Genomic DNA, 15,644 nt, shown 5'->3' with positions numbered 1-15,644 from the left:
TTTACATGAAAAACAGAGACGAAATTTACCAAGTATTAAGTGAAATATTAGTGACTTTATTTGAAATTGAAGAAGACGAAATATCACTTGATGCACACTTGTATGAAGACATGGACTTAGACAGCATTGATGCTGTAGACCTTGTTGTGAAACTACGAGAAATCACAGGTAAAAAAATAGAACCAGAAGACTTTAAACAAGTAAGAACCGTTAAAGATGTGGTTGATGCAGTTGAAAAATTAGCTACTAGCTAGATTTAATGAAACAGATCATCCTTGGCAGTGTTTTTGTATTCTATCCGTTAATCGTATTCTTCGGGCTACAATGGGTAGAGCCAGCATATATCGCACTTGCTTTAGTTTGTTTAGCGGGTTTACGTTTTTATTACAGTAAAACCACCACAAACATTCCTTTTATTAAAGTTGCAGGCATTAATATTATTATTTTATTAATGCTTAGCTTTTTTAGTAACTCATCATTTTTATTGAAGTTATATCCTGTTGTTATGAGCTTGAGCTTTTTGAGTATGTTTTTATATTCAATTATTAAACCTCCTGCTGTCATTACTTTAATAGCGGGTACCAGAGGTAAGCTGACGGTAAATTCAGTTGAATACACCAAAAAGGTCACAAAGGTTTGGTGTGTATTTTTCTTGGCTAATGCTTTGATCTCACTTGTTACTGTATTTTTAAGCGATGAAATTTGGGCGCTTTATAATGGTTTGATTTCTTATGTACTAATGGGCGTCTTATTTTTAGGCGAATGGATAGTTAGAAAACGATTTAAAGCTAATGACCAATCAGATTATATTACCTAGTTCTAAAACATTTTTTGTTTCTCAAAATAAAACTTATCAGCAATGGGCTGAATCGGTTCATTTTCACCGATCTATCTTTTTAGAAAACCCTGCTGAAACTTGGTTACTTTATTGTGAAGACGCTTACGAATTCTCAGTATTATTTTTTGCATTGCTTAGTGCTAAAAAAGCTATTGTCTTACCGCAAAACGGTACTGCTAATCAGTTAAAGTCTTGCTTAGATGAAGTGCAGGGTGTTGCAGGTTCACAAGCATTAGCGTTTGAGAATACTGTGGTATACAAGAGTGATGGCATTTTAGAAAGTGATGTAACTCATAAAAACACCGAAATAACAGTTTATCTCAATACAAAAATCACCTTATATACTTCAGGTTCATCAGGCAAAGAAAAAGCCATTGATAAAAAGCTCTCGCATTTATTAACTGAAGTTAAACATTTAGAAGCTTGTTTTGGTCATTTACTTAACAACTCATGTATCGTCTCAACGGTTTCTCATCAGCATATTTACGGTTTGTTGTTTAAGCTTATTTGGCCTATCTGGACAGGAAGAAGCGTGATACTTCAACCTTATGAATATCCAGAGCACTTATGTCACGACATTGCTAAATATCAATTAGGAAAAGTAACGTTAATGAGTAGTCCTGCGCATTTTCATCGTCTGATTAAAGACAATGTTTATCAAAGTATTTCAACACATATTGCTTGTATGTTTTCATCTGGCGGCCCTTTAAGTTTAGAAGCCAGCTTACAATTGGCTGAAGAGTTAAAACAATCACCTTTTGAAATACTGGGTAGCACTGAAACTGGCGGTATTGCATGGCGTCAGCGTTTTACCGTGCAAGATCAATACTGGACTGCTTTTGATAATATTAAAGTTGCCTTAGATGATAAAACTGAATGTTTAAAAATTAAATCACCTTATATTAGCCAAACAGGTTGGTATGCTTGCGATGATAAAATTAACTTAATCAGCTGCAATCAATTTGAATTATGTGGTCGTATTGACCGTATCGTCAAAATAGAAGAAAAAAGAGTTTCCCTCGATCATGTTCAGCAATGCTTAAAAGCCCTCGATTTTATTGATGACGTTTATTGTTCAACTGCTGTTAATAAACGTGGCTTACAAGTCGTCGCTGTCGTTGTACTTACTGCTGAAGCTAAAGATAAGCTATCACAAAGTCGAAATTTAGTTTTTAACCGACAAATTACCGCTTTGCTTCAGCAAGATCTAGAAGCTATCGCTATTCCTAAAAGATTTCGTTATATAGACGCTTTACCTTATAATTCTTCAGGGAAATTGAATAAAAAAGACATGGAGAAATTCTTTGACTAATCGAGTGATATTCCCTCAAATTAATTTAGTAGAGAAAAGTGAAGACGAAGTGGTTTTATCTTTAACTATTCCTGCTGATCTGTATTACTTTGAAGGGCACTTTCCTGAAGCTCCAATTTTAGCTGGTGTAGTACAGGTTCATTGGGCAATGCTTTATATTCAAGAACACTTCAACTTGAACATAGAACAACATTTATCAGTAGATGCACTTAAATTCCAAGTAATTATTGCCCCTGAATATCAAGTGAAACTCACCCTTAAAAAAATGTCTGAAACCAAAGTTAGCTTTAATTACAGCTCAGAACATGGCGCTCATACTTCTGGCCGAGTTGTGTACAGCTAATGCAATATTGTTTCGTTATTCCGTGTTATAACCACGACATTGTTATTAAGGAAACCGTTGCTTCTTTATGCGAGTTTAACTTTCCTATTATTCTGGTTAATGATGGCAGCCAAGACTCAACACGTGAAATTTTAGAAAACGTTGCAAACGAATTTTCTTTAGTTACCTTAATTCACCGTACTGAAAATGGTGGTAAAGGTGCAGCAATGCAAACGGCATTAACGGCTGCAATTGAAATGAAAATGACTCATGCATTACAAGTAGATGCAGACGGGCAACATGACTTATTAGATATTCAGCGGTTTATTACTGAAGCCGCGAAAGCACCACAAAGTTTAATTAGCGGACAGCCCGTTTACGACGACTCAATTTCTAAAGGTCGATTCTATGGGCGTTACATTACGCATTTTTGGGTAGGTGTAGAAACACTCTCTTTTAAAGTAATCGATTCAATGTGTGGCTTTAGGGTTTATCCTTTAGCGGCATACGAAAAGCTTATTCAGAATACTTCGCTCGGTAATCGTATGGACTTTGATATTGAAGTGATGGTTAAGCTTATTTGGCAAGGTGTTCCTGTTAAGTTTGTAGAAACTAAAGTGCATTACCCTGAGTTTGGCATTTCTCATTTTCACGCATTTAAAGACAATGTCATTATTAGCAAAATGCACACACGTTTATTTTTTGGTATGTTGCTACACTTTCCAAAAATACTAATGCAAAAATGGAAGAAGAATTAATGACTGAACCATCGTCAAACACCGAACCTAAGCAAGACCCTAAACAAGCTCCTCAGCAAGAAAATGAAGCAGACTTACATTGGTCTAAGTTAAAAGAACGCGGCTCTATGCTTGGCATTGAAGTGCTAGTGTTTGTTCATAAATATTTAGGTAATTGGGTTTTTAAAGTTATTTTATTTCCAGTCATGGTTTATTTTTACTTAACGGGCGATGTGGCGAGAAAGAGCATCCACCATTATTTAAATAATATGTACCTGCATAAAAATAATACTCAGCTCACACAAGGGCAGTTATTTAGGAAAGGTTTTAAAGTATTTTATAACTTTGGCTTATCTATCGTCGACAAATTCGATGCTTGGTTAGGTAAAGTGAATATTGAAGATATCGACATTAAAAATGATGACGCTTACCAAGCATTAATTAATGCCAATGGTGCGGTAATTTTTAGTGCGCATTTAGGTAATATGGAAGTATGTCGTGCAATATTTAGCACAGGCGAAAATAAACGTAAGCTCAACGTGATTACGTACAACGAGCATACGCCATCATTCAATAACTTCCTTAAAAAAGTTAACCAAGATGCAGCCATTAACTTTATTCATATTAATGATTTTGGACCTGCGGATTCTATTCAATTAAAACAAAAAATTGAAGATGGAGAAGCTATCGTCATTTTTGCAGATAGAACGTCAGTGAATAATCCTGATAGTGTTTATAATGTTCCTTTTATTGGTGAAAATGCGCCTTTTGCTAAAGGACCTTTTGCACTCGCATCAATTATGGACTGTAAAGTGTTTTTAATGTTTTGCTTGAAAGAAGAAGGGCGCTACTCAGCTTATGTTGAAGAATTTGCAGAGCCGACAAAAGTTAAACGTAAAGAAAGAAATGAATACTTCTCATCGCTTGCCACAAAATATGCTCAGCGATTAGAATTTTACTGTCGTAAAGAACCGTATCAATGGTTTAACTTCTTTAGTTTTTGGCAGAAGAAAAAGTAAGAAGCCTGATACAAAAAAGCGTTACAAGTAAAGCGGCACAAGTATAGAAAAGATAAGTGATAGTGGTTTTATAAGAACGACTATAAAAATATATTAAATTGGAGACGCGCTAAGTGAATAGCGAAAATAATAAAAAAATATTGTTTGGTGAAGGTAATTTAACGATTGAAGACATTGTTAATGTATCTAAATCACAAGACCCTGTAGCACTTTCTCAAGCAGAAGATTTTAAAGAACGCATTGATGCTGGCGTACGTTTCTTAGATAAAATATTGAAAGAAGAAGGTCATATCTACGGCGTAACAACAGGTTATGGCGATTCAGTTATGTTTGAAGTGCCTTTAAATTTAGTTGAAGAGCTTCCAATGCACCTTACGCGTTTTCATGGCTGTGGCTTAGGCGATTTTTTCACTCCTGAGCAATCACGTGCTATTTTAGCAACGCGTTTAACCTCGTTATCGCGCGGCTATTCTGGTGTTAGCTGGAATTTATTGGATTTATTAGTTGAGCTACTTAACCGCAACATTCTTCCTGTAATACCAGAAGAAGGCTCAGTAGGTGCAAGTGGTGATTTAACACCGTTATCGTATGTTGCAGGTACTTTAATTGGTGAAAGAGATACTTACTACAAAGGTGAGATTGTTCCCTCTAGCGAAGCGTTTGAAAAAGAAGGTTTAAAACCTATCAAGTTAAGACCTAAAGAAGGTCTAGCAATAATGAACGGTACTGCGGTAATGACGGCTTTAGCCTGTACTGCTTTTAAACGTGCTGAATATGCGACTAAATTAATGGCAAGGATCACTGCACTTTCAAGCTTAGCGCTTAAAGGTAACAGTAACCATTTTGATGATATTCTTTTTAGTGTAAAACCTCACCCAGGTCAGAACCAAATTGCTAAATGGATCCAAACTGATTTGAACCATCATACGCATCCACGTAATTCACATCGCTTACAAGATCGTTATTCAATTCGTTGTGCACCACATGTTATTGGTGTGCTAGCGGATAGCTTACCTTGGCTACGAACTATGATTGAAAACGAGCTAAACAGTGCAAACGATAATCCAATTATTGATGGTATTGGCGAGCATATTTTACATGGTGGTCATTTTTATGGTGGTCATATCGCCATGGCAATGGATTCAATGAAAAACTGTGTCGCTAACTTAGCTGATTTAGCAGATAGACAAATTGCCACATTGGTTGATATTAAAATGAACCATGGTTTACCGCCTAACCTTACGGGTGCTACAGGCGAAAGAAGACATATTAATCACGGTTTTAAAGCGATTCAAATTGGCTGTTCAGCTTGGACTGCCGAAGCGCTTAAGTTAACAATGCCTGCGAGTGTGTTTTCACGTTCTACTGAATGTCATAACCAAGACAAAGTTAGCATGGGTACAATCGCTGCACGTGATTGTTTACGTATATTACAACTGACTGAGCAAGTACTAGCGGCTACTCTTTTAGCGTCTGTACAAGGTATAAGACTGCGTATTATTAATGATGAATTATCTAAAGATTCTTTAACTGCTGATGTTGCTGCTATGGTTGATGATGTTTCAAGTTTCTTTGAGTTACTTGAAGAAGATCGCCCAACCGATAAACTGTTAAGACAAACGATTAGCTATATTCAAGAAGAACGCTGGGACCTTTATGAGACAAGTTAAAGGCCTACTTACAGCATCAACAGAAATAGACGTACAGTTTTATGATGTTGATGCGATGCGAGTGGTTTGGCATGGTAACTATGTAAAATATATTGAAGACGCGCGCTGTTATTTACTGCGTGCTTTTGGATATGATTACAATGATATGGAAGACTCTGGTTACGTGTGGCCGATTGTTGATATGCGCCTTAAATACGTTAAGCCAGCGCGTTTTGGTAGCAAAATACGTGTTGAAGCAACTTTAGTTGAGTATGAATCACGTTTAAAAATTTCATACCGTATATTTGATACGGAATCAGGTGAAACATTAACAAAAGCTTATACCGTGCAAGTGGCTGTTGATATGACAACCAATGAAATGCAATACGAGTCGCCAGCCATACTTTTAAAAAAACTAGCGCCGTATATTAAAGATGAATAAATTACTCTCGCGTTTGCTCGTTTGTTGTTTAACACTTAGCGTTTTTACTCAGGCAAAAGCTAACGAGCCAATTGAAGACTTCAAAGCTGAACAGTCCAAAGTTGAACACTTTAAAATTGAACAATTTAAAATCGAGCAGGGTGTGGCTAGCTTTACCCAAGAAAAAAAATTCACTTTTCTAACTACGCCTATAAAGTCGAGCGGTATTTTTAAAGTATATAACAACAATATACTTTGGCAGGTTAACTCGCCTGTATTTTCAAAACTCTTGATTATCGATAGTGAAATCTTCCAATACGAAGAAGTTAAAACCGTAGAGGGCATTTCTCATTACTACCGAAAAATGGCAACGCATGCGAGTATTGAAACACTTATCCAAGCGGTTTTTACAGGCACTATCAATAAAGAACAATGGAACGCTACGGAAAAAAATAACCGATGTTTATTGCTAGAACCTAAAGACACTATGCTAGTTCAAGCGATCAGTTTGTTAGAATTATGTTTAGGTGAGCAAGAAGGTATGCGTGAAGTATTGATAACAGACATACAAAAAAACACCACCAAAATATCGCTAACGCAAACTTCTACAACTTTATCAGATGACGATGTTAATGAATTTAACATCCATTAATAAACTGTATTTATGGGGCGCTCAATGCCTCATTTTTATTGTGGTATTACTCTTTCTAGTTATAAATAAGCCAGTGAGTATTAATGCTAATTTAACCTCGTTATTTAGTGAAAGCATCCACAATAATTGGCAAGCTATTCAACAAAAAATTAATAGCCAAGCTAATACCACACAAATTTATTTAATTGGTCATTCAAACTTAGAACAAGCTAAACAAGCCTCAAACGCTTTTATTGAACAAGCTAAAGCTATTGCCGACATTGGCAGCGTTACGGGTAAACTCTCGAACATTCCCAATCAAAGTACCATGATTCAAAGCTATAAAGGTTTTGAGCAACAAGTATTATCTCCTCAGTTTAGAACCGCTTTAGAAAATAAAGATCTCAATAAAATATTCAAAATTGAATTTGAGCTTATTAATCAAATTGGCGATCAGCTAGTTGCACAAACCTTAGAGAAAAACCCAACCTTATCTTTTGCTGATTTCTTGAATCGCTCACCGTTCCCACAAAACAAAATTAATATTTCTAATGATGGTTATTTAACGGTTACTCATAACCATCTTATCTATATTTTGGTCACCATAAATACCAAGGAAGGGGCATTAAATGTAAACAAGGCAAAAGCGATTGTTTCAGCCTTGAATGACATTCCTTTAAATCCTGAAGTGGAATATATAAGAACAGGCGGCATTTTTTACAGTGATGAAGCCAGTAGCAGTGCGCAAAGCGAAATGCAGGTATTAGGCGGTTTATCACTTATTGCGACCTTGTTTCTCATCTTTATTTCTTATCGTCGAGTATCAGTAGTTATTGCTACGCTGTTTCTTATCTCCGTTAGTATTTTATACGGCTTTATCGGCCTTAATATATTCTTTGATGAAGTGAACTTACTGACTATGGTATTCGCTATTACGTTAATTGGTATAGCTGTCGATTACAGTTTTCATAGCTTTACCGAGTTACAAAATATTAGCCCAGAACAAGGTTCACCACTCACTAAAATCCGTATGTCTTTAGTGCTCAGTTTTGCCACCACAACACTCGGTTACTTATTACTGTTGATTGTTCCGTTTGTCATCTTTAAACAAATCGCCGTGTTTACTGTTTTTGGTTTACTTGGCGCGTTATTAACTGTGTTATTGGTATTTCCTTACCTACATAAAAAATTAAACTTCAGCCGTGAAAAACCAGCTGCTTTTTATCATAAAGTTAATCAGTTTCATCAGAAGTTATTAAACAAAAATAAAGCCAGTATTATTGTGTTTGGCGCTTTAGCCTTACTTTGTATCGCTAGCCTAGTGAACATTAACTTTTTAGATAACCCAAAGTCTTTTTATCGTGTATCTGATCACTTAGCTGATAATGAAGAAAAAGTTAAAAGCATACTCGGGCAGAAGTTTGATAATCAATACTTATTAGTTAAAGGCGAAACTCCACAAGCTTTATTAGAAAATGAAGAGCAAATATTACCTTTATTAAATCGTCTTCAAGGGAATAATGTTGTTGGTAGTTACCAAGCTATTACTCAATGGTTACCTTCAGTTAAGCAACAAAAGCTTGATAATAAATTACTAATAAACGCAGCTAAAAATCAGTACTTCAACTCGTTCTCTTCGTTATTAGGTTTAAACGCGAATAACGTACAATCAGCCCAGCAATACCTAACTCCTAGTGCATGGTTTGAAACACAGTTAGGTAAAACCTTTAAACATAAATGGCTTGAAGACGATGGTGGTTATTATTCTATTGTTCGATTTTCAAATATCACTGACGTAAAAGCCTTATCTGATGCGCTAACGTCTTTGAATGGCAATAAAGTTACTGATAATAGTATTTTTGTAGACACCTTAGCGGATACTGAGCGAGAGCTATCACTTTTCAGAGAAGTATTATTACTGGTTTTTGCTGTCGCTTTTGCTACGGCTTTTGTTGTATTTACTTTTAGATATGGCTGGCGACGTGCTTGCGTTGGTGCGTTGGTGCCTGTTATCGCTTTTACTGTCGCTTTGGCGATAAGTCAATTATCACAAGGTTATGTTAATTTATTTAATGTCGCTGCAGGTTTAGTTATTTTAGCCTTAGGTCTTGATTATTCGGTGTTTTACGCTGAACATGGCTTTTCACCATCCATTACTCAAACAACACTTATGTCAGCGTTAAGCTCTATATTTGTTTTTGCAATGTTAGGATTTAGCTCAACTCCTGCTATCTCGAACTTTGGCCAAACAGTATTTATTGGTATTGTGTTCACCTTTCTGTTTGCGCCCATGATTACTAAATTAGTGACTAAACCTGTTACTAAAACAGTTACCAAGCTGTCAGCTACGAAACCAGCTACCACTTTAAGGGAAAAACGGAAAAATGACTGAAATTGAAAAGTTTGATGTCGCTATTATAGGCGCAGGACCTTCAGGTGCTGTTGCGGCAAGTATTCTTGTTCAGCAAGGCTGGAATGTTGTTGTGGTTGAAAAAGAAAGCTTTCCAAGGTTCTCAATCGGCGAAAGTTTATTACCTTATTGCATGAGTTTTCTTGAAGAAGCTAACATGCTTGATACCGTGATTGATAATGCCGAAGCCCTTGGTTTTCAATTTAAAGATGGCGCAGCTTTCTATCGTAATGGCGAACATTCAAGTTTCGACTTTACTAAAAAATTTAGTGAAGGACATGGCACTACTTATCAAGTTAAACGCGCTTTGTTTGATAAAGTGTTAGCCGATAGAGCACAAGAAATTGGTGCAGACATTCGTTTTAAGCAAGAAGTGAAAGGTATTAGCTTTACCGAAGATTATGCGTCTTTATCCGTTGTAAGCGATGAAAAAGAAAGTATTATTCAAGCTAAATTTGTTTTAGATGCCAGTGGTTTTGGGCGTGTATTACCTAAGTTATTATCGCTAGAATTACCAAGTACCTTATCAAATCGTAAAGCACTATTTTGTCATATTGAAGATGGTATTACAGATACCAATTACGATCGTAAAAAAATCCTTATTACCGTACATCCAGAGAAAAACGACATTTGGTTTTGGTTGATCCCTTTTTCAGACGGAACTTGTAGCTTTGGTGTTGTCGGCGATGTTGAATATTTTGAAGCGAATAAGCATTTATCGAATGAAGCTTTACTTGATGTTTTCATTAGCGAAGAACCTTATTTAGCTGAGTTATTAAAAAATCATAAAAAAGTAAATAAAGTAAATGCCTTACAAGGCTACTCGTCTGATGTAACAAGTTTATATGGCGATAAGTTTGCTTTATTAGGCAATGCTGGCGAGTTTTTAGATCCTGTATTTTCATCAGGCGTTACCATAGCAATGAAATCAGCTTCATTGGCAACTCAAGTACTCAATCGTCAATTAAAAGGTGAATCGGTTTCTTGGGAAGTTGAATACAGCGAAAAATTAAGATGTGGTATTGAAGTGTTCAAACATTTTGTTATGTCTTGGTACGACACCAATCTGCAAAACGTTATTTTTTTCCAAGAAGATGGCAACGATGTAAAAGAGATGATTTGTTCTATTTTAGCCGGTTATGCATGGGACGAAACAAACCCTTATGTAGCGAAAACAGAACGTCGATTAGCAGCCTTGGTTGATATTTGCAATGAGAGCAACGAGTAATGAGAATCTATTCATTACTGAAAAAGTTTAAGCTTGCTATCTTAATAACTGTACTTATTACCTTATTAAGTGCCTGTTCGAGCCTATTTACTAGCAAAGTATCGCAAGGTGACTTTTATACCTTACAAGCTGTGCCAGAAACATTAGTAGGAACTTCAGTTTTAGAATCAATTGTTTTTAAAAATAAACAAATGCAAAAGTTACTGACTCAAGTTGAGTATTACGAACAAAGCCTAAATATGGTGGCGATGACTTACAGCGGCTTACCTATTATTCAAGCTAAATGGCATCAATATGCTGGCTTAGTCGATTTAGTTAGTGCTCAATTTAGCCAAGATCTTGTTTTACAGTTTATTCGTGATATTCAATGGGTGAAGTGGCCTGTATCATCCATTAAAAAAGGTCTGTCAGCAGAGTATTCAATAATAGAGTTTATTGAAAATGGTCACAAAGTAAGAGAAATTAAACATAAAGAGCAGGTATTCGTTAAGGTAACCTACACAGCAGAACGTGTGATTTTAGAAAATAAAGCCGAACAATACGAGCTAGTGATAGAGCAATTAAATGACAAATAATAAATCGGGAAATATCTTTTTAAGCGATTTTTCTTTAGTAAATGCTTTAGGGAATAGCAACCAAGATATTAAGAAAAACATGTTAGCTGGCTTACGTGCAGGGCTAGTTGAACGCGATGGACTGTTAAACGAAGGTAGTTTATTTGTTGGCGAAGTTAATGCCAATCTACCTACGTTAGAAGATAAGCCAGATCATTTTAAAACACGTAATAATCAACTGGCTAAATTGGCTTTGCTGGCGCTAGAAAAAGAAATTGAAGATGTTAAATTAACAACTCCTTCGCACCGCATTGGCGTTATTGTGGGTACAAGTACTTCTGGTATATTTGAAGGTGAACAAGCGGTTTTTGCTAAAAATAACCAAGGTGAATTTCCTGAAAGTTATGATTACCGCATGCAAGAAATGTTTAATTTAGCTGAGTTTATTAGCGATGAATTAAATATATCAGGTCCTGCTTATACTATTTCTACCGCTTGTTCTTCAAGTGCAAAAGCTTTTATTACAGCCAAAGAATTAATGCTAGCAGGTATTATTGATGCAGCCATAGTTGGCGGTGTTGATTCTTTATGTGGCATGACAGTGAATGGTTTTAGTGCTTTAGATTCAACTTCATCAGGTATATGTCAGCCATCTAGTATTAATAGAGACGGCATTAACTTAGGTGAAGCAGCAGCCTTGTGTGTATTGAGACAAGACAAAGGCGAAATTAAGCTACTTGGCTGTGGTGAATCAAGCGATGCGCATCACATGTCAGCACCTCATCCAGAAGGTGAAGGCGCAGTAAGTGCAATGCAACAAGCATTAAGCCAAGCACAGCTAAAAGCTAGCGATGTTGATTATATTAACTTACATGGCACAGCAACCAAGAAAAACGACTCAATGGAAGCTATTGCTGTCGAGCAAGTATTTGGTACTCAAACACCCTGTAGTTCGGTAAAAGGCATGATAGGTCATACCTTAGGTGCTGCGGGTGCAACCGAATTAGGTTTATGTTGGTTAATGCTAACGCAAGATAATGAACTTTATATTCCACATTGTTGGGATGAAGCAAGAGATGAAGCACTTCCCCTTATCGCGTTAACGTCAGTTGGTCAGAAAAAAGAGGGCGGTTTTAATGCTTGTTTATCTAACTCTTTTGCATTTGGCGGTAATAATGTGAGTGTGCTCATTGGAAAATAATATGAATAATTTTAGTATCGAATCGGTGCTGCCACATGCCGAGCCTATGATCCTTCTTGATAAGTTATTATCATTTGAAGAAGAAAGTGGTGTTTGTAGCCACGAGATCACAGAAAATAGCTTACTTTACAGTGAAAACTTACAAGGTGTGCCTAGCTACGTAGGTATAGAATATATGGCGCAAAGTATTGCTGCCTACGCAAATGCTAATGAAATAAAACAAGGCAAGAAGGTTGAGATTGGATTCTTGGTGAGTAGTCGAAAATACAAATGCGATCGTCCTGTTTTTATTAAAGGCACGAAGTTAATTATCAAAGTAGAAAGGCTGTATCGTGATGAATCAGGCTTAAGCGCTTTTGATTGTGCTATTTCAGAAAATGATAACGAAATAGCAACAGCAAGAATTAATGTATTTCAACCTGAAAACCCAGCTAAGTTTTTAGCTGAACAGCTATAACAATTTAGCTTTGACGAATAAAATTAAAATAACTAAATAAACAATAAAAAAGTTAAATTGTATGAATAAGAGGTCTACTGTTAAATGAAACGTGTTGTTGTTACCGGAATGTCGGCTATAACTTCCCTTGGACATAATTGGGAAGATTTTGAAGCGAACTTACGCAAGAAAAAAAATGCCGTAAAAATAGATGAGTCACTTAAAGCGATTGATGGCTTAAACACTCAGTTGTCTGCACCTGTAGAAGACTTTGAGCGCCCAGCACATTATAAACGCAAGCAAATACGTTCAATGGGACGTATTTCATTAATGGCAACCAGTGCGACTGAAAATGCTTTGATTGATGCTGACTTACTTGACGAAAAATATCTAAAGTCTGGTCGAATGGGCATAGCTTATGGTTCATCTTCAGGTTCAAGCGAACCTATGGTTGCGTTTGGCGACTTGATCAAATCAGGTAATATGAACGGTATTAATGCCACCAGTTACATAAAAATGATGAGCCATACCACAGCAGTAAACGTTGGGGTTTTCTTTGGTATTTCAGGTCGAATTTACACAACAAGCTCAGCCTGTACATCTAGCTCGCAAGCCATTGGTTATGCTTACGAAGCCATTAAATTCGGTAAACAAGAAATGATGGTTGCTGGCGGTGGTGAAGAATTATGCCCTAGCCAAGTAGTTGTATTTGATACCTTATACGCAACAACAACCAAAAACGATACACCTAAAAACACACCAAGACCTTTCGACAAAGACAGAGATGGACTAGTTATAGGCGAGGGCGCTTGTACACTTATTCTTGAAGAATACGAACATGCAATAAAACGTGGCGCTACTATTTACGCTGAAATAGTTGGCTACGGTACAAATTCAGATGGTATGCATGTTACTCAACCGACTAAAGAAACTATGGCTGTTGCCATTACTGAATCATTAAATGATGCGGGTATAAAAGCCTCAGATATCGGTTATGTAAATGCTCACGGTACAGCTACCGACAGAGGCGATATTGCAGAAACTAACGCAACTGAAATGGCTGTTTCATCTAATGTTCCTATTAGCTCGTTAAAAAGCTATTTAGGGCACACTTTAGGTGCTTGTGGTGCTATTGAGTCTTGGGCAAGTATTTCAATGATGAATAATGGCTGGTTTGCTCCTACGTTAAATTTAGATAGCATAGATCCTGAATGTGGAAACCTAGACTACATAACAGGTGACGGGCGTGAAATTGACACAGAATACGTAATGAGTAATAACTTTGCTTTTGGTGGTATCAATACCTCACTCATTTTTAAGAAATTTAAATAAGTTAAATAAGTTAAATAAGTTAAATTTTAACTAAATGAATGCAGTTAACTAGAATTAATTAAAGTAGCTAAAAAAACAAAAACAAAAACAAAAACAAAAACAAAAACAAAAACAGCTAAACAATGGAATGAATATGAAAAATGTATTAGCAGAAGCTCATGTACCAGAATCAGCTTTCGGCAAATGGTTTCTTAGAAGTAAAACATGGACTGATTATGTTTTAGAAGTTGCGCTAGAAGACCTAACAGACTTACTTAAACACTCACCTAAAACCTTTAATGTTATTGCCGATGTAGGTTGTGGTTATGGCCATTCAATCACAAAACTGCACGCTAGATTTAATCCTGAGCGCTTAATTGCGATGGACATAGATCAAGAAATGCTAGACGAAACTAAGAAACAAGTAGCAGCACATAACCTAACTAACGTTGACTATATTCGTTGCTCTGGCTCAATGATCGATTTAGAAGACAATTCAGTCGATATGTTGTTTTGTCATCAAACCTTTCATCACCTTATTTATCAACCGGAAGCCCTTCAAGAATTCTTACGCATTATCAAGCCAGGTGGTACGTTATTATTTGCTGAATCTACCAAACGCTATATTCATTCGTGGATCATACGTCTATTGTTTCGCCATCCAATGAGCGTACAAAAAACAGCAGACGAATATTTAGATTTACTCAAGAGTTCAGGTTTTGAAATAAAATTAGAACAAATATCTTACCCATTTTTATGGTGGAGCAGAGAAGACCTAGCGATTTGTGAAAATTTATTCGGAATAAAACCGCCTACCGAAAGAGAAGAAACCCTGATTAACTTAATAGCGACTAAACCGTTATGTTAAGTAACCTGAAATATAACTGATACTGCGAAGGTCGAACTTTTATCTTTGAAAATAAATAAAGTTCGATGGATCGCCAGTAACTATAACCGTTTCGGAATGCATATTGTCAAACAAATACAGGTATAAATTCTATTTTGTAAATCCAGATTCAGGTATAAATAAGTGTTCAACTATCATTGCTGGTGTTGGCATTTTATTAGGCTTATGGTCGCTGGCATTTTTTAATCATGCGGAGATTCATGGATTAACTTTAATTTATGTTTGCGGTTTAGCGAGTCTCATTTTTTTAAGTTATCACTTTAGCTTTCTGAGAAAAGTTATTGCTGTATTAGCAGGATGTATCGCTGTTTATTTTGGCATATATTCATTGCCTGACTTTATTTCTACCGACATAGTACGTTCTAAATCAGGGTTATACTTTATGTGTGTATCTTTGTATTCTGCAGCGATATGTTTCTGTCAATTAAAGACCTTACTAAAAAAAGAATAATGGCAGTACAGATAATAAAAACAATCACTTATCATTAACCGCTTTGTTTAGCTTAATGTGTAGTGTTATACGGAGAAATAGAGAACTCTATTACTCCTACAGAATCTTTATATAATTTATACAGAGATAATAGTAAACAATTGCGCAACTACATCATAAGTACAAAGTTACACTTATAAGAAGTATGCGCTGAAGTATTATAAAAGGAGAGTAAATA

The 15,644-nt window shown here is 36.0% G+C and carries 17 protein-coding genes; all 17 read left to right on the top strand.

Translation table 11 applies throughout. From position 1 onward, the window contains the following. The first annotated feature begins 5 nt into the window (after positions 1 to 5). A complete protein-coding gene (locus tag ACPUVN_RS09830; RefSeq protein ID WP_426360491.1) occupies positions 6 to 254 on the top strand; it encodes an acyl carrier protein in 249 nt (82 codons plus the stop codon). Between the two features lie 5 nt (positions 255 to 259). Next, positions 260 to 817 (top strand): hypothetical protein, encoded by a 558-nt coding sequence (locus ACPUVN_RS09825; protein ID WP_426369009.1) that lies wholly within the window; start codon positions 260 to 262, stop codon positions 815 to 817. Further along, positions 792 to 2,150 (top strand): AMP-binding protein, encoded by a 1,359-nt coding sequence (locus ACPUVN_RS09820; protein ID WP_426369008.1) that lies wholly within the window; start codon positions 792 to 794, stop codon positions 2,148 to 2,150. Before ACPUVN_RS09825 ends, ACPUVN_RS09820 begins: the two co-directional genes overlap by 26 nt. After that, positions 2,143 to 2,493: an acyl-CoA synthetase gene (locus ACPUVN_RS09815; RefSeq protein ID WP_426360494.1), complete on the top strand. Its 351-nt coding sequence runs from the start codon at positions 2,143 to 2,145 to the stop codon at positions 2,491 to 2,493. Before ACPUVN_RS09820 ends, ACPUVN_RS09815 begins: the two co-directional genes overlap by 8 nt. Further along, on the top strand, positions 2,493 to 3,230 hold the full coding sequence (locus ACPUVN_RS09810; protein WP_426369007.1) for a glycosyltransferase family 2 protein: 738 nt from the start codon (positions 2,493 to 2,495) through the stop codon (positions 3,228 to 3,230). Before ACPUVN_RS09815 ends, ACPUVN_RS09810 begins: the two co-directional genes overlap by 1 nt. Further along, entirely contained in the window at positions 3,230 to 4,228 is a 999-nt protein-coding gene (locus ACPUVN_RS09805; RefSeq protein WP_426369006.1) for a family 2 glycosyl transferase, read from the top strand. Before ACPUVN_RS09810 ends, ACPUVN_RS09805 begins: the two co-directional genes overlap by 1 nt. 113 nt (positions 4,229 to 4,341) lie before the next feature. After that, positions 4,342 to 5,898, top strand: coding sequence for an HAL/PAL/TAL family ammonia-lyase (locus ACPUVN_RS09800; protein WP_426360497.1), 1,557 nt, complete (start codon positions 4,342 to 4,344; stop codon positions 5,896 to 5,898). Further along, on the top strand, positions 5,885 to 6,319 hold the full coding sequence (locus tag ACPUVN_RS09795) for an acyl-CoA thioesterase (protein WP_426360498.1): 435 nt from the start codon (positions 5,885 to 5,887) through the stop codon (positions 6,317 to 6,319). The genes ACPUVN_RS09800 and ACPUVN_RS09795 overlap by 14 nt, the downstream gene beginning before the upstream one ends. Further along, positions 6,312 to 6,950, top strand: coding sequence for a hypothetical protein (locus tag ACPUVN_RS09790; protein ID WP_426360499.1), 639 nt, complete (start codon positions 6,312 to 6,314; stop codon positions 6,948 to 6,950). The genes ACPUVN_RS09795 and ACPUVN_RS09790 overlap by 8 nt, the downstream gene beginning before the upstream one ends. Continuing rightward, a complete protein-coding gene (locus ACPUVN_RS09785; RefSeq protein ID WP_426369005.1) occupies positions 6,931 to 9,321 on the top strand; it encodes an MMPL family transporter in 2,391 nt (796 codons plus the stop codon). The genes ACPUVN_RS09790 and ACPUVN_RS09785 overlap by 20 nt, the downstream gene beginning before the upstream one ends. Next, positions 9,314 to 10,567, top strand: coding sequence for an NAD(P)/FAD-dependent oxidoreductase (locus ACPUVN_RS09780; RefSeq protein WP_426369004.1), 1,254 nt, complete (start codon positions 9,314 to 9,316; stop codon positions 10,565 to 10,567). Before ACPUVN_RS09785 ends, ACPUVN_RS09780 begins: the two co-directional genes overlap by 8 nt. Next, positions 10,567 to 11,142 carry a DUF3261 domain-containing protein gene (locus ACPUVN_RS09775; protein WP_426369003.1) on the top strand — a complete coding sequence of 192 codons (576 nt, stop codon included), beginning with the start codon at positions 10,567 to 10,569 and terminating at the stop codon, positions 11,140 to 11,142. Before ACPUVN_RS09780 ends, ACPUVN_RS09775 begins: the two co-directional genes overlap by 1 nt. Beyond that, positions 11,132 to 12,322, top strand: coding sequence for a beta-ketoacyl-[acyl-carrier-protein] synthase family protein (locus tag ACPUVN_RS09770; protein WP_426369002.1), 1,191 nt, complete (start codon positions 11,132 to 11,134; stop codon positions 12,320 to 12,322). The genes ACPUVN_RS09775 and ACPUVN_RS09770 overlap by 11 nt, the downstream gene beginning before the upstream one ends. A gap of 1 nt (position 12,323) precedes the next feature. Further along, positions 12,324 to 12,779, top strand: coding sequence for a 3-hydroxylacyl-ACP dehydratase (locus ACPUVN_RS09765; RefSeq protein ID WP_426360504.1), 456 nt, complete (start codon positions 12,324 to 12,326; stop codon positions 12,777 to 12,779). An 84-nt stretch (positions 12,780 to 12,863) separates the two neighbouring features. Continuing rightward, positions 12,864 to 14,090, top strand: a complete 1,227-nt coding sequence (locus ACPUVN_RS09760) for a beta-ketoacyl-ACP synthase (RefSeq protein WP_426369001.1) — start codon at positions 12,864 to 12,866, stop codon at positions 14,088 to 14,090. A gap of 133 nt (positions 14,091 to 14,223) precedes the next feature. Continuing rightward, positions 14,224 to 14,937 carry a class I SAM-dependent methyltransferase gene (locus tag ACPUVN_RS09755; RefSeq protein ID WP_426369000.1) on the top strand — a complete coding sequence of 238 codons (714 nt, stop codon included), beginning with the start codon at positions 14,224 to 14,226 and terminating at the stop codon, positions 14,935 to 14,937. Positions 14,938 to 15,040: 103 nt separating this feature from the next. Beyond that, positions 15,041 to 15,427, top strand: coding sequence for a hypothetical protein (locus ACPUVN_RS09750; protein WP_426368999.1), 387 nt, complete (start codon positions 15,041 to 15,043; stop codon positions 15,425 to 15,427). Positions 15,428 to 15,644: the final 217 nt, after the last annotated feature.

The sequence above is a fragment of the Pseudocolwellia antarctica genome, from assembly GCF_049933045.1.
Taxonomy (GTDB): Bacteria; Pseudomonadota; Gammaproteobacteria; order Enterobacterales; family Alteromonadaceae; genus Pseudocolwellia.
The sequence above is the reverse complement of the archived record's forward strand: the minus strand, read 5'-3'. Positions and strand labels throughout refer to the sequence as shown.